Source organism: Paenibacillus zeirhizosphaerae, from assembly GCF_030705605.1.
Lineage (GTDB): Bacteria > Bacillota > Bacilli > Paenibacillales > Paenibacillaceae > Paenibacillus > Paenibacillus zeirhizosphaerae.
The window spans coordinates 41,607-60,383 of record NZ_JAPCKK010000018.1 but is presented as its reverse complement, the minus strand read 5'-3'; the positions used below and the strand labels follow the sequence as shown (position 1 = coordinate 60,383).

The 18,777-nt window shown below is 47.5% G+C and carries 18 protein-coding genes and 1 pseudogene; 17 read left to right on the top strand and 2 right to left on the bottom strand.

Annotated elements, in window-relative coordinates; genetic code table 11:
* Positions 1-125: 125 nt before the first annotated feature.
* From OIN60_RS15460 to OIN60_RS15450, 4 genes are all read left to right on the top strand, one after another.
* Entirely contained in the window at positions 126-308 is a 183-nt protein-coding gene (locus OIN60_RS15460) for a hypothetical protein (RefSeq protein WP_305755779.1), read from the top strand.
* A 96-nt stretch (positions 309-404) separates the two neighbouring features.
* Positions 405-587 (top strand): type II toxin-antitoxin system RelE/ParE family toxin, encoded by a 183-nt coding sequence (locus OIN60_RS22660; RefSeq protein WP_370872506.1) that lies wholly within the window; start codon positions 405-407, stop codon positions 585-587.
* Positions 588-1,093: 506 nt separating this feature from the next.
* Complete coding sequence (locus OIN60_RS15455; RefSeq protein ID WP_305755778.1) at positions 1,094-1,657, top strand: GNAT family N-acetyltransferase; 564 nt, start codon at positions 1,094-1,096, stop codon at positions 1,655-1,657.
* Between the two features lie 443 nt (positions 1,658-2,100).
* Positions 2,101-2,547 carry a GNAT family N-acetyltransferase gene (locus OIN60_RS15450; protein ID WP_305755777.1) on the top strand — a complete coding sequence of 149 codons (447 nt, stop codon included), beginning with the start codon at positions 2,101-2,103 and terminating at the stop codon, positions 2,545-2,547.
* Positions 2,548-2,616: 69 nt separating this feature from the next.
* Here OIN60_RS15450 and OIN60_RS15445 read toward each other — a convergent pair whose 3' ends face one another.
* Complete coding sequence (locus OIN60_RS15445; protein ID WP_305755776.1) at positions 2,617-3,324, bottom strand: MerR family DNA-binding transcriptional regulator; 708 nt, start codon at positions 3,322-3,324, stop codon at positions 2,617-2,619.
* A 158-nt stretch (positions 3,325-3,482) separates the two neighbouring features.
* Here OIN60_RS15445 and OIN60_RS15440 point away from each other — a divergent pair, with 158 nt between their 5' ends.
* Complete coding sequence (locus OIN60_RS15440) at positions 3,483-3,986, top strand: DUF6022 family protein (protein WP_305755775.1); 504 nt, start codon at positions 3,483-3,485, stop codon at positions 3,984-3,986.
* A 45-nt stretch (positions 3,987-4,031) separates the two neighbouring features.
* Here OIN60_RS15440 and OIN60_RS15435 read toward each other — a convergent pair.
* Positions 4,032-4,915 (bottom strand): annotated as a pseudogene (locus OIN60_RS15435) (helix-turn-helix transcriptional regulator); the annotation flags it as partial.
* Positions 4,916-5,019: 104 nt separating this feature from the next.
* Between OIN60_RS15435 and OIN60_RS15430 the strand changes: the two are divergent.
* The 12 genes from OIN60_RS15430 (at position 5,020) to OIN60_RS15375 (ending at position 18,755) form a co-directional block, all read left to right on the top strand.
* Entirely contained in the window at positions 5,020-5,484 is a 465-nt protein-coding gene (locus OIN60_RS15430) for a VOC family protein (protein WP_305755774.1), read from the top strand.
* A gap of 180 nt (positions 5,485-5,664) precedes the next feature.
* A complete protein-coding gene (locus tag OIN60_RS15425) occupies positions 5,665-6,234 on the top strand; it encodes a YdeI/OmpD-associated family protein (protein ID WP_305755773.1) in 570 nt (189 codons plus the stop codon).
* 92 nt (positions 6,235-6,326) lie between these two features.
* Positions 6,327-6,875, top strand: coding sequence for a GNAT family N-acetyltransferase (locus OIN60_RS15420; RefSeq protein WP_305755772.1), 549 nt, complete (start codon positions 6,327-6,329; stop codon positions 6,873-6,875).
* A complete protein-coding gene (locus OIN60_RS15415; protein ID WP_305755771.1) occupies positions 6,872-7,369 on the top strand; it encodes a GNAT family N-acetyltransferase in 498 nt (165 codons plus the stop codon). Before OIN60_RS15420 ends, OIN60_RS15415 begins: the two co-directional genes overlap by 4 nt.
* A 347-nt stretch (positions 7,370-7,716) precedes the next feature.
* Positions 7,717-9,525 (top strand): sensor histidine kinase, encoded by a 1,809-nt coding sequence (locus OIN60_RS15410; RefSeq protein WP_305755770.1) that lies wholly within the window; start codon positions 7,717-7,719, stop codon positions 9,523-9,525.
* Positions 9,518-11,128, top strand: coding sequence for a response regulator (locus OIN60_RS15405; RefSeq protein ID WP_305755769.1), 1,611 nt, complete (start codon positions 9,518-9,520; stop codon positions 11,126-11,128). Before OIN60_RS15410 ends, OIN60_RS15405 begins: the two co-directional genes overlap by 8 nt.
* A 203-nt stretch (positions 11,129-11,331) precedes the next feature.
* A complete protein-coding gene (locus OIN60_RS15400; protein WP_305755768.1) occupies positions 11,332-12,711 on the top strand; it encodes a carbohydrate ABC transporter substrate-binding protein in 1,380 nt (459 codons plus the stop codon).
* A complete protein-coding gene (locus tag OIN60_RS15395) occupies positions 12,708-13,592 on the top strand; it encodes a carbohydrate ABC transporter permease (RefSeq protein ID WP_305755767.1) in 885 nt (294 codons plus the stop codon). The genes OIN60_RS15400 and OIN60_RS15395 overlap by 4 nt, the downstream gene beginning before the upstream one ends.
* A complete protein-coding gene (locus OIN60_RS15390) occupies positions 13,593-14,453 on the top strand; it encodes a carbohydrate ABC transporter permease (RefSeq protein ID WP_305755766.1) in 861 nt (286 codons plus the stop codon).
* A gap of 38 nt (positions 14,454-14,491) precedes the next feature.
* Entirely contained in the window at positions 14,492-16,273 is a 1,782-nt protein-coding gene (locus OIN60_RS15385) for a glycoside hydrolase family 35 protein (protein ID WP_305755765.1), read from the top strand.
* Positions 16,270-17,697, top strand: a complete 1,428-nt coding sequence (locus OIN60_RS15380; protein WP_305755764.1) for an alpha-L-fucosidase — start codon at positions 16,270-16,272, stop codon at positions 17,695-17,697. The genes OIN60_RS15385 and OIN60_RS15380 overlap by 4 nt, the downstream gene beginning before the upstream one ends.
* Positions 17,698-17,699: 2 nt before the next feature.
* Positions 17,700-18,755, top strand: coding sequence for a peptidylprolyl isomerase (locus OIN60_RS15375; RefSeq protein ID WP_305755763.1), 1,056 nt, complete (start codon positions 17,700-17,702; stop codon positions 18,753-18,755).
* The last annotated feature ends 22 nt before the right edge of the window (positions 18,756-18,777 follow it).

Here is an 18,777-nt window from a genome sequence, read left to right as displayed (position 1 = left end):
CCACTTCAGCAGACAAGCCCTTCGGGGCTCATAATTATAGATACGTTATGTGAAAGAGCGAAGCGAATGAGTTAATTCATCCAATCAAAAGCAGTGTGAAATAATGTAGTTGAGGAGATTTCAACATGCTTAAAGATGATGTCAAAGAAATGATTGATACACTTCCGGAGAATTGTACTATTGAGGACATTCGATATACTTTATATGTCCGCTCTAAAATTGAAATAGGGCAGAAGAATATTGACGAAGTGAATTTTTTTACTCACGATGAAATCAATGCGAGGATGGATAACAAGAACAATCAATAGTCTGGACGGTTAGGGCATTTTAAGAGTAACAAAACATTGAGGAATTTATATCACAAGATTCTGTTAATTATGGAATGGCCTTTTTATTAAGACGTAATGAACAAAGCTCAATCATTAATTGACTTCCCGCAAAGAGGGAGAATTGTTCGAGAAATGGACGATTCTAATTTGCGGGAAGTTTTCATTCATAGATATGGATTAATCTATCAAATACATAATAAAAGTGTGATTACAAAGACAATAGTACATAGAGCAAGAGAAATTTCTAATGACAAATAAAGATTTGCGGTTATTTTAGGTGTATACATCATATTCACACTTCGGCCTTGTGGTCCTTGGTCCACGAGAAGTAGTTGGCAGGGGAGAGGATTCAGCGGACACATCCCCCACCCATATAAGGCCTCATAAAATTATTAATGTAATCGAAAAGCAGCACTCCTTCAACACCGCTTAATTTGTTGGAATGCTGCTTTACACTTTTAAAAATGAATTCCATAAATCATATGTATACCGCATGAATCGTGATCCCCCATTCAGATTAACAACCTGATGCCAAGGCAGATTGTATTCGTGGCTCAAGGAATGCAAAAATTCAACTGAAAAAGGCCAGCAAAAGTTAGCAAATTTGCTTTTGCTTATTAAGACGAAATTTGTAAAACTAAATACCGAAGTCACCTGCTCTATCGATCCCTCGAGTGTGGCGTTCATGAATCCAGGCACTGCATAGGGCGGATTGTCGTTTAGGAACAAGATCATGAGAACAGCAAGAAGGAGTACAAACCAACATGGAAGCAGAACAATTGAAGCTGATTACCTTGGACAGGCTGGACGAAAAATGGTGGCCGGAGGCAAGGCTGATTTATCATCAATCTTTTGAGCACGGCCGCAAGCCAGACCGGATTATTAAGCAGATGTTTGACCGGAAGCTCAGCTTATTGCATGTCGTGGTGGATAAGTCTGCCGTGGCAGCCATGGCCATTACAGGCAAGGCGGAGAATGGTAAAGCACTGATTATTGATTATTTGGCGGTTAAAGAGGAGTATAGAGGCCAGGGCCTCGGGGAATGGTTGGTAAAAGCACTGGCTTCCTGGGCTTCATCGGAGCTTCAGCTAGAAGAGCTGATCATAGAAGTGGAAAGCGAGCAACTGCCTGAGAATGATCTTCGCAAACGATTTTGGCAAAAATGCGGTTTTCGGATGACCGATTATGTCCACACGTACAAATGGATACCGGAAACGTATCAGGCGATGTATTTTCCCTTGACCCAGGCTTCAAGTCAAGCTGTCACTGAAGATGGGCGGGCGTTGTTTAAGCAAATCACTGCTTTTCATCATCAGTCATTTCGATAATTGAATAAATAGAATATGTGAAAAATACAGAACCGCCGAGTTTAGCCAGTAGGTCGGCTTTTTGGAATGGGAAAGAGTTTGTCAAATATTTTACGGATGCAAATGGGAACGTTGTAGATGGTGTTAAGCAAAGCTCCCCGCAAGCCAGTGAGCCAAGCAGTCTTTTTGCAGCAGAGAAGGAGCGCTACACTCAAGAAGAATGGAAGAAGTAACCAGAACCTATACATCTGTTGGCACAAAATTTACAGAGACGGTTTTGCTGAATGATAGCGGATTGCTGTTCAATGCAAGTTATGAGTATGACAAGCTGAAAGCAGATAAAAGCCTGTTTACGTGGAGAGTATCAAACTTCCAAAATAATAAGCTGGAGGCTGTCTGTCACATCTTTTTCCGTGCCATGTTTGAGATGTTATAATGGGCATCAGGGAAAGGAAGTGTAATCCATGGAATGGAAATTGAAGACTTTTGACGAATTGACGGGCCGCGAGGTATACCGGATTTTGCAAGCCCGTATCGAGGTATTTATGCTGGAGCAAGATTGTCTTTATCCGGAAATCGACGGCAAAGACCAGGCGAGCCGCCACCTGTTTCTGGAGGCGGACGGGGAAATTGCTGCTTATTGCAGGCTTTTACCGCCTGGAATCTCTTATCCGGAGGCTTCTATTGGCAGGGTTCTCGTAAAGGAAACGTATAGAGGACAAGGACTGGCGCAAGAGCTTATGAAGAGGGCGCTTGCCTGTCTGAAAGAAGAATGGGGCGAGACAGCAGTCAAGATTCAGGCGCAAAATTATTTGCACAGCTTTTATGGCTCCTTTGGCTTCCAAGCCGTTTCGGACGTTTACCTGGAGGATAATATTCCCCATGTGGACATGATTTTGAGCCAACCCTAAATCAATCTGTAACCCTGCTTTACCGCTTTCCCAGGAAGGCGGTTGTTTTGTTTCAGGGGCGGCAATGCTTCAACAATCATGGTTGGTTACATATTCTATGAGCTGGTGCAAATGAAACAAAGCTTTAAGCTGCGCACGGTTTATTCCGTCAAAATACTCCAATAAACGGACGGCAATTGTACTCGCCTGCTCCAGGTCGTGTTCATCCAATTCGGCAATTGCCTGCTTCAGGCGTACTGTATCTTCAGAATAGGTCGCTGAACGTAAAGTCCGCGTGAGCAGTACTTTTCGCAGGTGAAAACGGTTGTACAGCCTGTACCCGTTGTCCGGGTTACGTTTGGACGCGATAAGTCCGACATTCTCCCAATGACGCAAGGTTGTGGCTGGCACATCGTAGGCCATAGCAGCTTTACCGACGGTCATCCAGTGGGTATCGGCTTGCTCGCTATTTTCAGAATTTTCTTCTTCGTTAAGCTCCCGCAGGCTCTGCATGGCTAATTGTCTGCTCTTGTAGAGCTGTAGTTCACTTTCTTTCACTCTCCATAATGCTTTGTCGATGTCTTGGGATTGGATAGCCAGAAGCACCTCTGCCGTAACGTCCATGCCAAAAGCAGGGGCCATGCTTTGCAGGCAAGCCAGGTAGGCGGCATGCTTGTCTGTATAGCTGCGGTAACCGCTCGCTGTTCGTTGCGCCGGAGGAATCAATCCCTTTGCCTCATAGTTTCTTAATGTGCTTGTGCTGATGGAAAATGTTCTGGCAAGATCCTTAGGTCTCATATTCCTTTGCTTGAGTCTCCTTGTTATAACATTAAAGTTGTTTGTAAAGCTTAACCGAAAGTATGGTCTTATATCAAGGATAATTCGGATTAAACCTTTCAATTGGCTTTTATGTTGTAGACTGAAGTTGAAAAAAAGTGATGGAGGCGTTCATTCATATGAAAAAACAATTACCCGTTATGGAGAGTGGCATGTCAATGGAGACGATCGGTGAGGCAGGCAATCGCTACATTGCTGCCGTGTGGGAGGAATTGTATAAGGAAAGGTATGAGCAACTGGCCCAGGCTTTCCTGGAGATTGAAGATGCGGCGTATGGTCTATATCTTGATCAGCTTATGCCGCCTTTGTTTGATCGCTTGGAGGAGGCCGGATTTCGGGCGCTTGGACCTGTAAAGGAAGATAATTTCATCATCGGTAAATGTCTGAAATTCAGCGATTCCCTGGAGAAATGGGGCACAGAGGACCATCGCATCCGCCTTTTTTGGAATGTGATCCGCAATGAACGTCACGAACCGCTCGGTACCCTGATTACGAGTATTCCTCACTCGCATCTGAAATTCGAAATCCCGAGAGCACCTCAGCTTTATGTTCTTGCACAAACAGAAAGAGAACAAATCGTGAAAGGTATGCGAGAAATCATGAGTGAGTCGGGCGAGGCGTGATACAGAAGTGAAATTGGGGAGATCTAATGCTTGAGGATTTTGGTTTAAATAGTTTCGAAAGTCCTCCACATATGAATTGGGCTCTACGATTTTAAGATTTGTGCCGAAACTCGCTAAAAATTGAAATCCGATATTGTTTTGAGGAACATAAATTGTTGCTAATAAAAATTCAGAACTATAGTTTTCAATACTTTTTCGACCGTACCTTTCAATGAATTGATCTTTTATGCTGGCGTGATCAATGCCTTAACAGCGACAAGCTGCGGTTGATAACTTGCTTCGTGTTCTTGTTCTAATCGATATTCTCTGGGGTTAAATGTGTTTTCATCCATAGTAAGACGATCGATCCGAGATAATTTAAACCTTCTATATCCCATACGATGTAAACAGAATCCTTTCAGATACCAGCTCGTTTCGCTGAAATGAAGTTGATAGGGTTCGACAATTCTCTTCGTCGTAATGCCATTTTTATCGATATAATCAAATGAAACCAACCTTCTCTTTAATATGGATTCTTGACATGTCTTCAAGGTTTCAAGTATCTCAGACCGACCCTCCCAATCATAAAATGACAGTTGAATTGAACTATTCAGAGACAATGGGCTAACCATTGCTTCTATTTTTTTAATCGTCATTTCAACTTCTTTGCTAATTAGGATTTTTTCTAATCCGCCGAGCGCAGTTAATATATTCTCTAAATCGGAGCTGCTTAAAAGACGTTTATCGACCTTGTATTCATCCATAATGCCGTAACCACCATTAACTCCATTGACAGAATAGATCGGGATGTTTGATAAACTAAGTGTCTCCATATCGCGAAGAATCGTTCTTTTGGAAACATTAAATAATTGTGCGAACTCTGTTGTTGAAACGACCTCTTTTTTCAGCAATATCATGATGATAGAAATGAGTCTCTCAACCTTATCCATATTTGCCCCCATTTTTTTCTATACTTAATCTAAGAAATGGTGACAAACCGTTGTCACCTTTTATAAATTATACTACATGTATCACAAGAAGGAGGTATTGCTTTATGACAGCTATTGCATATTTAAACTTCGATGGAATTGCAGAACAAGTAATTGAATTTTATGCGGAGGCTTTAAATGCAAGTGAAGTGAAAAAGGTTAAATTTAAAGATTTTCCACAAGATCCAAACTACCCACTGCCCGAAAATGAGTTGAATATGATCATGGAATCTTCCATTGAATTCGCAGGCGGGAAAATCATGATGTCGGATGTTTTGCCTTCTATGCAGGCGGTAACAGGCGAATTGGTCAAAGGAAATAATGTAATGATTAGTCTAGTCATTGATGATAAACAAAAACTGGAAGAGTACTTCAATCATTTGTCTGCCGGCGGCCATGTTATGATGCCGTTATCCAATACTCCTTGGTCTTCGTGCTTTGGGATGCTGGTTGATAAGTTTGGGGTTTCATGGAAATTCAATAGTGACGCAGATAAGTTTCTGGACAGAGTAATTTCCAACAAACTGTAATTCATTCTAAAAAAATGGTCTTTCTAGGAGACCATTTTTTTATGGGATATTTTGATCCTTATGTTTGCCATCTCTAATATTGTGTATGCTTGAAGCAGCAGCAGGAACCGCTTATACCTTCTTTATAGCCTGCTATTATGGGGCATATGATCAATTTAGAAAGGATGGTGCATTTTATTTATGGAAATTGAAAATTTAATTCCAGTTAAATCGAGAGATGATTTGAGGATTTGGTTACAGGAAAATTGTAAGATTGAAAAGTTCTGCTGGGTCTTGGTTAGCATGAAGCCTGTCCCTGATAGGTTGTTATATTTGGACACGGTTGAGGAAGCGTTGTGCTTTGGGTGGATCGATGGGGTCAAAAAGAAAATTTCTGAAACAGAGCTGGCTCAGAGGCTGTCTCCTAGAAGTGAAAAAAGTTCATGGACTGAATTAAATAAAGAACGAGTCCGCCGCCTTGAAAAGTTAGGGCTAATGAGAGATGAAGGAAGAAAGGTTCTTCCTAACATGGATCAGCATTCTTTTAGAATAGATAAAGTTATAGAGCAGAGGCTACAAGAGGAAAAGCAAGTATACGATAATTTCATGGCATTTCCGGATCTTTATAAAAGGATTCGGATCGACACAATACAAAGCATTAAAAATCAGCCGGAATTGTTTAGCAGCAGATTAGATAAATTCATAACAAGCACTAGAGATAATAAAATGTACGGTCAATGGAATGATAATGGACGTCTACTGGATTATTAAGATGCTCTGTTGTGAACTGGGGAAGGGTTGTCGACCGTAATGTAGAATACTTCTTATGCAGTCGGAATTGCAAAAGTAATTGGGAGCTGGGTATGATGAAGGGAAAAGCGGTATATTTGAGGCCGATCAGAAAGGAAGATATGACCAGCTTTTATGAATGCGTCCGTGATGAAGAAACCCGGTACATGACGGGGACAAAAAGGACCTTTACGATGGAGGATCTGTATAAGCACTATGAGCATATCACCAAGGATGAGACTAGGCATGATTTCGCCATCTGTTTAATAGACGGCGATAAGATTATAGGCGATCTGTCGATAGTGGACATCGATGCGGATAATCGCAAGGGATTTTTTAGAATTGCTTTGCATAACAGGCTCTATTTTAACAAGGGGTATGGGACCGAAGCGGTACGGCTGGCGCTTGAGTTTTCCTTTGAGAAGCTGAAGCTGAACCGGCTGCAGCTGGAAGTATTCTCTCATAATGTTCGAGGTATGAAATCCTATGAAAAAGCCGGATTTAAAAAAGAAGGAGTTTTAAGACAATCGCTCCTGTACAACAATCAATTCTCCGACGAGATCATCATGGGGATGCTGAAAGAAGAATATGACAAATTAAAGGCCGGGGGGAGGACAAAATGACGGAAATCATCATGGTAAAAGAATATTCCAGCGGGCACCAGCCACAAATTGTGGATTTAATCCTGAATATCCAGCAAAATGAATACCAAATCCCGATTACCGGGGAGGATCAGCCTGATCTGTTGAATGTAGAGGATTTCTATCAAAAGGGGGCAGGGAATTTTTGGGTCGCCCTGCATGGTGACAAAGTGGTGGGTACGGTGGCACTGCTCGATATACATAACCGTCAGACAGCTTTAAGAAAAATGTTTGTGGCGCAGGAGTATAGAGGAAAAGTTTTTGGTACAGCAAGTCTGCTCCTGAATAATGCCAAGGCTTGGGCTGAAGCCAAGAGCGTTGATGAAATCTATCTCGGAACAACGCTGCAGTTCGTGGCGGCTCACAGGTTTTACGAGAAAAATGGCTTTCAGGAAATACCGGTTGATGCGCTGCCGGAGAATTTTCCGGTCATGCAGGTGGACAAGAAGTTTTACAAATACAACGTTATCGGATAAGTGAAATCAGGGGATAGATCATCATCCTTTTTACAGGTCAAGAATTGGGGGAGTGCTCCTGATCTTGACCTTTTTTGCAATATCACCATTCACAGGGAGCGATATCATTGTTGTTAGGTATGAATATGCACGCAACAGCGGAGGGAACGAAGCGATTCCGGAAAAGCGAAGCGGTCGCCTTTGCCCCAAAGGGGCAACAGCGATTGTAGGAATGCTTCGTTCCCGGAGCGCCCCACAACACTCAAATTTAACACCCAATTGACATCATGCTTGCAGAATTTTGAAAGTATTGTTAACGTATTGTTAACGTTCAAGAAAAATATCCAGGACGGAAAAGGTGAACCCCTATGCTCCGGCGATATCGCATTCCGTTTAGATCCAACCCTCTGTTTGCCCTGCGGCGGCTTTCGATTAAAAACAGGCTGCTGATCGCTTTCCTGATCACCTCGCTGTTGCCTGTTGTCATTGTAGCTTTGTTTTCCAATATGAAGTATGAAGCCGCCATTTCGGAAAAAATCAGCGCCTCCTCAACGCAAATCCTGGATGAGCTCACTCAGAATGCTTCCCGCGAGCTTGAGCAATACGAGACATTAAGCGAAACGATTATTATGAATTCGTTAATTCAAACCAACCTGCCGAGTTACGCCACGATGACCGATTACGAGAAAAACGCCATGCAGAAGCGAATCGGCGACGAGCTGGGCGAGCAAATCTTTCGAATCAGCAACCTCGCCAACGTGCTTGTGCTTACGAGCAGCGGGGAGACATTTTTCGATCTGGGTTATGATTCCTATTCCAAAAATTTGCCGGACATGCTCAAGGCGGTTAACGATTCGCCCGGAAATGCATATTGGACTTATCTCCGCACAGACCGCGGCTCGAATAGAATTGCGCTGAGCCGCAAAATTTATTCCGAGCATAATTTAAACCGCCAACTGGGCTATTTAATCATTTTGATCGATGAAAAGGTTTTCTCCAGAAACATTTACCGTTTCGTCGATCTTGGCGAAGGAAGCCGCATTTATATTTCGGATGCGAACGGCATGATCGTCTCCTCTGTCGCTCAGGACATCCAGCAAGGCTCGTTCTTTGCCAAACAGGCTGTGTTTGACCGGATTCGGTCCAAGGATTTGCAGGAGGGGCTGCGGCCTTTTTATGCTGATGTTGAAGGCAGAAAGACGCTTGTTACGAGCTCGTATATATGGGCGGCTGACTGGTACCTGGTCGGACTTGTGCCTCATTCATTTCTCATATCGGAGCTGACGGCCATGCGTGGCAGCATCGTGCTTTTTTGCCTTATTACCCTCTTCCTGTCCGGTCTGCTCGCGATGTGGATTTACTTTAGCATCCAATCCCCCATGCGCAGTTTGCTGCAGTACGCCAAGCGTATTCGTATGGGCAAGCTGGAAACGACCATTGGGACGGCTTATGCTGACGAAATGGACAATTTGACAGAAACGATTAATGGCATGGTTGAGCAGCTTAAGCAGCTTATTTATCAGGTGGAGTCGGAGCAGCAGGCCAAGCGGGAGGCGGAGCTCAAGATGCTGCAGGCGCAGATTAATCCGCATTTTATGTTCAACACGCTGAATTCATTGAAATGGAGTGCGATGATTAGCGGCCATAACACGGTCACACAGGGCCTCGAATCATTGTCCGAGCTGCTGCGTAATACGATTCTTGTGACGGATGAGCTGATCCCTCTGGACAAAGAAATCGAAAATTTGCAGCACTATGCCACGATACAGCGTATTCGGTACGGTGATTCTTTTACCCTTGACTGCGAAATCGGAAGCGAAATTACTACCTGTCTGGTACCCAAATTTATGTTACAGCCTATTGTTGAAAATTCCATCCTGCATGGCGGTGAGGAAGATGGCCGTCGGGTCGATATTCACGTCAGCGCAAGGCGGGAGGGCTCCATCATGCGTATTCGGATTGTGGATAACGGCAAAGGCTTCGACGTCAAGGAGGAGCAAACAACGAGCAGCTCGTCCGCCAAGCTGTCAGGGATCGGCATTTCCAACGTGGACGAGCGGATTCGGCTGCATTTTGGTTCTCCTTATCACTTAAAAACAATGAGCGAACCCGGAAAAGGAACCGAAACAGAAATTTTATTACCCATTAGGATGAAAGAAGGTCGGGAATGTGTATAAAGTACTCATCATCGATGATGAAATCATTGTACGACAGGCCGTAAAATCATTAATCCGCTGGGATGGCAGCGATTTCACCTATGCCGGTGCCGCATCGAACGGGAAAAATGCGATGGAAATGCTGAGCCGGACAGGCGCGGACATTGTGATTACGGATATTAAAATGCCCGAAATGGACGGCATCGAGCTGATTAAACGAATGAAGGCCGCGGGTTTTGATGGAGAGACGCTTGTACTGAGCAACTATAACGATTTCGAGCTTGTCAGAGAGGCTTTAAAGCAAGGCGCTTACGATTATTTATTAAAGCTGACGCTCAAAACCGATAATTTTATGAAAGTGCTGGGTGAAATGAAAGACAGGCTGGACGAGCGGCGATCGGAACGGCCAAAGCGGCTGGTTAACGCCGCAGAATCTATACCGGCTCAGCCGCACAATGACGCAAGAGCGATACGTGCTGCGCTTGCTGTACTGGACAGGGAGGTTGAGGCTCTTGCAGGTGATGCGGATAGGAGAGATAGCAGGGAGGAAGAGTGCGTCTGCTTCACTGGAGAAGCGATGCGTATCTATTTGTTTATTGTTCGAATCTCGGATGATGAACAGCAGCGGCGGGCAAGAGATTTTGATCAAGCTCTGGAAACGCTTGCTTCAGCCCTGTTCACAGGCAGCAGTTGGGCGTATGCGGTACAGACTGCGGAGCTTCGCTTTATCCTTGCAGTGGCCTATCCTGACGGCGCATCCGCAATAGACCCGCGTGAATCGGCTGTCCGTCTGATCAGTCTGACAGCCATGTATCATGGCGTACCTGTCCATGTCGTTTATGCAGCGCCGGCATCCAATCGGGAAGGGCTGATTAAAGAACTGCTGCGGCTGCGGGGGACAGAGCCTGTGCTGTTCTATAAAGCGCTTGGGGAAGGAGGAATTCCGTCTGACAGGCCGACCGTAAACGCAGGAGATGAGGAATTCCGGAAAGCGGAAGCACTGCTGCACGACACCGTTCCGGGTCCGTCGCAGACAGAGATTGAGCGCTGGGCTTATGCTGCTTATCGGCTTATTGATGCCGCTGCGGCTTGTTGGCTGCATCCTTTTGCATTGAAGCGTGTGTTGAATGGCGGCATTTGGAGCGCGGTGAATGCAGCGGAGCTTCGCTGCCGGGAAGAGCTGGACGCCTCGCCGTGGCTGAAGCGTGTGGAGGACGCCGCATCGGATCAAGAGCTAAAGCAGGCTGTTGGCGAATTGGCCGCCGAGATTGCCGTACTTGCAGACGAGGACCGGGAGCCGTATCCCCTGCTGCGGACGGAGGTGCGCGCAGCGCTGCTGTATCTTGAAGCACATTATGCAGACCGTGTGTCGATTGGTGATGTTGCTGCGCATGTCGGTTTGTCGGAGCCTTACCTATGTCAACTGTTCAAGGCTGAAACGGGGCGCGGTATCGTCGCCCAACTGAATGAGATACGGATGAAAAAAGCGTATGAGCTGCTCGCTTCGGGCCGGTATCTGGTAAAACAAGCCTCGTTTGAGGTTGGCATCCATGATCCATTTTACTTTAACCGGCTGTTCAAGAAGCGGTTCGGCATCTCGCCCAAAAAAGTGAAACAACAGTGACGCAATATTCCGTGTTACATTTGCTGAAGAACAACTGGATGATTTTAAGAAGAAACTGTACAATTTTATGATTTTGCATGACAAGGCATGTTGCTTTATGGAATCGTCCATAAACTTCATGCTTTTTGTTTATTTTGCGGGTCTCCTGCTGTTGCTATAATCTCAGTAATCTTTACCACACAGCAACCAAGGGGGATGTTCGAGTGAGACAAAGAAAATGGTGGAAGGCCGTTTGTGCTTCGGTTCTGGGAGCTTCGATACTGGCGGGCTGTGGCACAAGCAGCAATGAAAGCTCGAATGCGGGTGAGACATCTGGAGAAGGGCAGGCATTTGAAAATATGGAGCTGGATGTCGCCGTGTTCCAGGGTGGTTACGGACGCGAGTATTGGGATGGCATAGCGGAAAGCTTTATGGCCGATTATCCGGGCACCAAAATCAAGATCACCGCAAGTCCCAAGATCGCTGATATCGTAAGGCCGAAAATTGTTGCCGGCAATCCGCCTGACTTCATGTACATATCCGGAAGTGATAACACGCCCATCCTGGACGGTCTGATTAAAGACCATGCACTGCTGGATCTGACAGCGCTGTTTAACGAACCGGCCGAGGAAGGCGGGCAGGCCTTGAAGGAGAAAATTTTGCCTGGCGTGCTCGAATCACCATCCATTTCGCCTTACGGTGATGGCAAAATTCATCTGGCACCATTCAACTACGGCGTGATGGGGCTTTGGTACAATAAAGCACTGTTGGATGACAAGGGCATTCAAGCGCCGGCAACCTGGGACGAATGGTTCCAACTGAACGCCACCGCGAAGGAGAATAATCGCGCACTCTTCACGTATCAGGGGCTGTATCCGGGTTATCTGGAGGAAATGATTGTGCCCGCAATTTACAGTGTAGGTGGTCAGGAAGCGCTGGACCAATTTTTCAACTACGATCCCGAGTTTTGGAAAAGCGAAGCGTTCGCCACCGTCTGGGGCAATCTTGAACGCATTGCGGGTGAGGATAATGCGCTGATGAAAGGAACGGTCGCGCTCAATCATACCCAGGCGCAGACGGCGTTCATGCAGGGGCAGGCGATGTTCATTCCGAACGGCACGTGGTTCGAAGATGAGATGAAGGATGCACCGCGGGAAGACGGCTTCCAATTTGGATTTCTTGGTGTACCAGCGTTCAAATCGGGTGACCCGGTATTGGCGTTGACCAACGTCGAGCAGATGGTAATCCCGGCGAAGGCGAAAAACCCGGAGCTGGCTAAAGAATTCCTGAAATATGTATACACCGATAAAAGCGTGCAATTGAACGCAGAGAAATCAAAAGCGGTTATGGCGGTCAAGGGAGCGCCGGATTTGGCGAAAAGCAGCCTGTCCGAAACGACCTACAATGTGTACAAAGCGGTGGATAACGGCATGATGGCTGTGGCAGGCACCTTTAAGCCGGTAGCGAAGGGCAGCAAATATAACCCTAGCGAAGAAGTGTATTCGCCGATTTCTTCCCTGATGAACAAACAAATGACGCTGGAGGAATACGGTAACAAGCTGTATGAGATTTATACCGACATTCAGGCGGAGCTTGCACCATGAATATGAAAATAAGAAGGCGGCTGTTCATCGCAGCCTGCCTCATTCCGGGCCTAGTGATCTTCGCGTTGTTTAAAGTGTATCCGACGATTCAGGTGTTTGAAAAATCGCTGTTTCTATGGACAGGGATCGGTGACGAGCCAAAGTTTATCGGCCTCAAAAACTTCACGGATCTGTTCCAGGATGATGTCTTTCTGCTTTCGCTGCGCAATACGGGTTTTCTTATGCTCGTTGTACCTGTCTTTACGATCCTGATTGCACTCATCAATGCTTCGATATTGACCCGGTCCAGGCTGAAGGAACGCGGGCTATACCGGACGCTGTTTTTCTTTCCGAGCGTGCTGTCTTTTGTCGTCATCGCGATATTATGGTCGTTCATCTATCACCCTACGATTGGCTTTGTCAATTCTGGTCTTGAACTGCTCGGGCTTGGGGATTGGGCAATGGCCTGGCTGGGCGATCAGCGGACCGTATTGTGGGCGCTTGCGATTACACTTGTCTGGCAAGCGGCCGGTTATTACATGGTGATGTATATGGCGGGCATCGACGGCATTTCACCCGATTTGTACGAAGCAGCCAGCATTGACGGGGCCACGCCCATTCAGCAATTCTGGCACATTACTATACCGATGCTGTGGGAAATTATTCGTGTCACCATCGTATTCAGCATTAACGGGGTACTGACGATATCCTTTGTCGTTGTGTCGATCATGACGGCCGGTGGCCCGGACCGCCACTCGGAGGTTGTAATGACCTACTTATACAGCCAGGCATTTACGAATTCCAACTTCGGTTATGCGATGGCGATCGGCGTTGTGATTTTTGTACTGTCGCTTCTGCTGGCACTGATCAGCAACAGATTGACCGAGAGGAGGGTGAATTAGATGCCGGGGCTATTCTCTACGGCGGGCCGTTCCCTTAGCTTTGCCGGGCGTTTATTGCTGCGTGTTTTTCTCATCGTACAGTCACTCGTGGTCGTCTATCCCCTGTTCTGGAATGTGCTAGCTTCCTTTAAGACGAACGAGGAGGTGATGGAAAGCCCATGGACGCTGCCTGCTTCGCTGAATTGGGACAATTATGTCCGTGCATTCACTACGGCACGCATGGGCGATTATATGCTGAATTCCGTCTTTGTCGTCATCATTTCCATGCTGTTCCTGCTTATCATGGCCGTACCTACCGCTTATGTGCTTGGCCGGATGGCCTTTCGGGGCCGGGGGTTCATCACCAATGTCTATATGGCGGGATTATTTATCGGCGGAGTGTATATTATCGTGCCTTTGTTCATTCTGATGAACAATCTGAATATGCTGGACAACCGATTTTGGCTGAGTGCCGTTTATGCTACGGGCAGCCTGCCGTTTTCCGTATACCTGCTGATCGGCTTTATGAAGTCGATCCCGCATGATTTCGAGGAGGCGGCGATGATTGACGGATGCGGATATTTCGCAACCTTGTTCCGGATTATTATGCCCATGACACGCCCGGCGCTCGTAACGCTGATCGTCTTCAGCTTCTTTGATTTCTGGAATGAATATGTGCTGGCGCTCACGCTCATTACGGACGACGCAAAGAAGACGATTCCGATCGGGCTTGCCAACCTCATGCAAATTCAACAGTATGCAACGGACTGGGGTTCCTTGTTTGCGGGTCTTGTCATTGTGCTTGTCCCGACGATTGTCATTTATACGCTGCTGCAGAAAAGGCTTACGGACGGCATGATGCTTGGAGGCGTGAAGGGTTAAAAAAGGTTCAAGGCCACTACAGAAACGGGGTGCAAAAAATGCCGGTGCTTGAAATCCGTGGAGATCAGTTTGTTTATGGGGAAAAACCGCTGCAAATCTTGTCCGGTGCGGTGCATTATTTCCGCATCGTGCCGGAATACTGGCGGGATCGGCTGCTGAAGCTGCAGGCGTGCGGCTTGAATACGGTGGAAACCTATATTGCCTGGAATGTGCATGAGCCGGAGGAAGGCTGCTTCCGGTTCGACGGCATGGCTGATGTGGAAAGCTTTATCCGGCTTGCCGGCTCGCTAGGGCTGCATGTCATTGTGCGGCCCAGCCCGTATATATGCGCGGAATGGGAGTTCGGTGGTCTGCCGGCCTGGCTGCTGGCGGATGCCAATATGCGGCTGCGGTGCTTCAATAGGGCGTATTTGGCAAAGGTGGATGCTTATTACGACGAGCTGCTGTCCAGGCTGCAGCCGCTGCTATGCACGAACGGCGGGCCTATCATTGCCGTGCAGATTGAGAACGAATACGGCAGCTTTGGCAATGACAAGGCCTATCTCGAATACATTCGTGATGCGCTGCGCTGCCGGGGCATCGACGTGCTGCTGTTTACCTCGGACGGACCGGAGGATCATATGCTGCAAGGAGGCACGATCGATGGTGTGCTGGCCACTGTTAATTTTGGCACCCGTGCGAAAGAGGCGTTCGCCAAGCTGCGCGAATACCAGCCCGACGGTCCGCTCATGTGCATGGAATTTTGGAACGGCTGGTTTGACCATTGGATGGAGCCGCATCAAGTCCGGCCAGCGGTTGAAATCGCAGAAGAGCTGGAAGCTATGCTGGAGCTTGGGGCATCCGTAAACCTTTACATGTTTCATGGCGGGACAAATTTCGGTTTTATGAATGGGGCCAATCATATTCAGCGTTATGAACCTACGGTATCCAGCTACGATTATGACGCGCTGCTTAGCGAAGACGGCGAACCGACGGAGAAATTTTATGCGGTACGTAGCGTATTGGAACGGCACCTTGGTTTGCCCCCGCTTGAGCTTCCGCCGCCGCTCCCCAAGCGCTCATACGGAACCGTACACCTCACCAAGCGTGCGGAGCTGTTCAGTCAATTGGATCAATTGTCTTCTCCGGTCCGTACAGCTTGTCCGGAACCGATGGAGAAATTGGGCCAGGCGTACGGATTTATTCTCTACTCAACGTTTGTTACCGGTCCGCGTTCAGGTATGGAGCTGGTGCTGCAGGAAGTACGGGACAGGGCCCTTATATTCGTAAACGGGGTACATAAGGGCACGATTGAACGATGGAATCCGCAAACCCTGCCGCTCGATGTGCCTCCAGAGGGCTTGAAGCTTGATATTCTCGTTGAAAATATGGGCCGGATTAACTATGGGCCCTTGCTGCGGGACCCGAAAGGGATTACGGAGGGGGTACGGCTGGGCAATCAATTTCTGCATGATTGGACGATCCGGCCGCTGCCGCTCGACAAGCTCGACCAATTGACGTTTGCGGAAATTGAGACTGAAGCCAAAGCTTCATCCGGAACGGGCCCCGCGTTTTACCGCGGCATATTTCAGGTGGACGAACCGGCAGATACCTTCGCACAAACAGACGGCTGGACCAAAGGTGTTGCATATATAAACGGTTGTATGCTCGGCCGTTATTGGGATGCCGGACCTACCCGCACTTTGTATATCCCTGCGCCGCTGCTGCGGAAAGGCGGCAACGTGTTGGATATCTTCGAGCTGCATGGCACGTCCAGCCTTTCCGTGGAGCTCACCGACCGGCCTGAGCTTGGTCAAGAGAAAGGAGTGCAGACTGAATGAATATCGAAGAAGTATTCAATATCACACCGTCCCGCAGGCAGTATGAATGGCAAAGACTTGAATTCTACGGTTTTATTCATTTTGGCATCAATACGATGACAGGCCGTGAGTGGGGCATGGGCCATGAGGACCTGTCCCTATTCAATCCCAACAAGCTGGAGGCGTCCGAATGGGCGGCACTGTTCAAGCAAGCAGGCATGAGGGCCATGATCTTAACCTGCAAGCATCATGACGGTTTTTGCCTGTGGCCGAGCCGTTATTCGTTGCACACGGTTGCTCAGACGCCGTGGAGGAACGGCAGAGGGGATGTGGTACAAGACCTTGCGGAAGCATGCCGGCAGCATGGTTTGAAATTTGGCGTATATCTCTCGCCCTGGGACCGGACGGAGCGAAGCTATGGTGAAGGCAAGAACTATGATGATTTCTATGTGAATCAGTTGACAGAACTGCTGACGAATTACGGTGAAATTGGATGTGTCTGGCTTGATGGGGCCAATGGTGAAGGGCCTAACGGCAAAAAGCAGTACTACGATTGGGACCGCTATTATGAAACGATCCGCCGTCTGCAGCCGCAATGTGTGATCAGCGTCTGCGGCCCGGATATCCGCTGGGTCGGCAATGAGGCCGGGCATACCAGAAAAGAAGAATGGAGCGTAGTGCCCAAGCTTTTGCAGGATGTGGAGAGAATTTCCGAAAAGTCCCAGCAGGTGGATGACGGTCACTTTTCGCGCTCATTTAACTCGATGGATGAAGACCTGGGCGGCCGGGAGGTAGTGACTGGCTACCGTGGGGAGTGGATTTGGTATCCCGCAGAAGTGAATACCTCGATTCGGCCAGGCTGGTTTTACCATGAAGAAGAGGACCAGCAGGTGAGAAGCGACCGCGAATTGTTTGATATTTATCTGAATGCCGTCGGCGGCAACGCGACCTTTCTACTGAATGTTCCTCCGAATAAGGAAGGGGTGATTGTGCAGCAGGATCAAGAGGTTTTAACAAGGCTGGGCGGCAGAATCGCTCAATTGCAGGATACTTCGCTCGTACACAATGCCGAATTCACCGCATCCAGCTCCAAGCATCCTTTGGACCAATTCAGAGAACTGACAGACGGCAGATTGGAAGGCTGTTGGCAGCCGGATGAGGACGATCGTGAGCCCTGGATTCAAATGACCTTGCCCGCGACGATTGAGCTGAACACCATCATTTTGCAGGAACAGATTTTACACGGACAGCGGGTCGAGGCATTTGAGGTGTGGGCTGTTGTTGATCACGGTGAATGGAGCAGGATCGCGGAGGGCACTATCATTGGCTACAAAAAGATTGTGAGAGTTCCGCACACGCGCGCAGACCGATTAAAAATCGTATTTAAAGAATTCAGGCATTTTCCTACCCTGGCCCACATCAATCTTGTGAAATTAGAGGACTAGCCATGCGAAAACAAACGGCGCGTAAAGGATACCGGCGGTTCGTTGTGATTTGCGTTCTGTTAACGGTGTGTGTTTTGTCTCTGACAGCATTTCTTTATCTCCCCAAAGCAGACCGGGTTGCCTCTGTCGGTCCATACGAGATCACAGCCGCAGAGCTTTCTTTCCATATGAAAAGGCTGCAGTCTCAAGTACAAAACGAATTCCAAACCCAATACGGCATCACGCTGGGGAAAGACGATTGGGAAAAGGAGTTTGCGGGCAGGAAGCCATTGCGTGAGCTGCAAGAGAAAGCGTTGGCAGAAATCATCCGCGATAAAACCATCTTTATTCTGGCGCAGGAAGCACATCTGATCGACTATGTTGACTTTTCCGACTTTCTGAAAGCGATGGAGCAGGAAAATCGAAACCGGAAAGAAGCTGCGGCCAGCGGGGAAGTCGTGTATGGGCTGATGAATTTTTCGGCTGAACCGTATTATTCCCATGTGCTCAGTTCTTTAAGAACAGCATTAAAAACGGCTCTAAGTGAAAACGAAAGCGATCCTTTGTACATTGAAAGGGGGGAAGTCGAAGCTTATTTTGACGCGAACAAAATGGATTGGGCAGTAAAGGGCACAAGCTATAAGCTGACCAGGCTGACCATCCCTGCGGCACAAGAAAACAGAACAGCAGTACAAGCTGAAGTCCAGCGGCTGTTATCACACAAAGCGGATCTGACTGAAATTCGCAGTACATTCAGTGATGCGCAGGCAGACGAAGAGGTGCTGGCAGAAGAAAGCGTTTCCTATCAGAACACGTTTGACTACGAGCTGCTGCTGAAACTGAAGGACATGGCTGCAGGCGAAATGACGGCGCCAATGGAAACTCGCCAGGGATTGACCGTATACCGCTTGGACGAAATTGTTTTTGATGAACAAAAAGCGCTAAACGGGTACCGGTACCAAATGACGCAGCAGTTGTTGGATGAGAGACTGAATGAGTATTTGGCAGGTTATCGAAAATCACTGGAAATCGAGGTATATGAGGAGAAGCTGTCCTCAGTTACAACCACGGGTTCATAAAAGGAAAGTAGGGCTCCAAAAC

Coding starts and splice junctions, on each gene's coding strand:
- OIN60_RS15415 (WP_305755771.1), top strand. CDS start 6,872: ATGACGGAAATCATCATGGTAAAAGAATATTCCAGCGGGCACCAGCCA.
- OIN60_RS15425 (WP_305755773.1), top strand. CDS start 5,665: ATGGAAATTGAAAATTTAATTCCAGTTAAATCGAGAGATGATTTGAGG.
- OIN60_RS15375 (WP_305755763.1), top strand. CDS start 17,700: ATGCGAAAACAAACGGCGCGTAAAGGATACCGGCGGTTCGTTGTGATT.
- OIN60_RS15440 (WP_305755775.1), top strand. CDS start 3,483: ATGAAAAAACAATTACCCGTTATGGAGAGTGGCATGTCAATGGAGACG.
- OIN60_RS15395 (WP_305755767.1), top strand. CDS start 12,708: ATGAATATGAAAATAAGAAGGCGGCTGTTCATCGCAGCCTGCCTCATT.
- OIN60_RS15410 (WP_305755770.1), top strand. CDS start 7,717: ATGCTCCGGCGATATCGCATTCCGTTTAGATCCAACCCTCTGTTTGCC.
- OIN60_RS15445 (WP_305755776.1), bottom strand. CDS start 3,324: ATGAGACCTAAGGATCTTGCCAGAACATTTTCCATCAGCACAAGCACA.
- OIN60_RS22660 (WP_370872506.1), top strand. CDS start 405: ATGAACAAAGCTCAATCATTAATTGACTTCCCGCAAAGAGGGAGAATT.
- OIN60_RS15430 (WP_305755774.1), top strand. CDS start 5,020: ATGACAGCTATTGCATATTTAAACTTCGATGGAATTGCAGAACAAGTA.
- OIN60_RS15450 (WP_305755777.1), top strand. CDS start 2,101: ATGGAATGGAAATTGAAGACTTTTGACGAATTGACGGGCCGCGAGGTA.
- OIN60_RS15380 (WP_305755764.1), top strand. CDS start 16,270: ATGAATATCGAAGAAGTATTCAATATCACACCGTCCCGCAGGCAGTAT.
- OIN60_RS15420 (WP_305755772.1), top strand. CDS start 6,327: ATGATGAAGGGAAAAGCGGTATATTTGAGGCCGATCAGAAAGGAAGAT.
- OIN60_RS15385 (WP_305755765.1), top strand. CDS start 14,492: ATGCCGGTGCTTGAAATCCGTGGAGATCAGTTTGTTTATGGGGAAAAA.
- OIN60_RS15460 (WP_305755779.1), top strand. CDS start 126: ATGCTTAAAGATGATGTCAAAGAAATGATTGATACACTTCCGGAGAAT.
- OIN60_RS15455 (WP_305755778.1), top strand. CDS start 1,094: ATGGAAGCAGAACAATTGAAGCTGATTACCTTGGACAGGCTGGACGAA.
- OIN60_RS15390 (WP_305755766.1), top strand. CDS start 13,593: ATGCCGGGGCTATTCTCTACGGCGGGCCGTTCCCTTAGCTTTGCCGGG.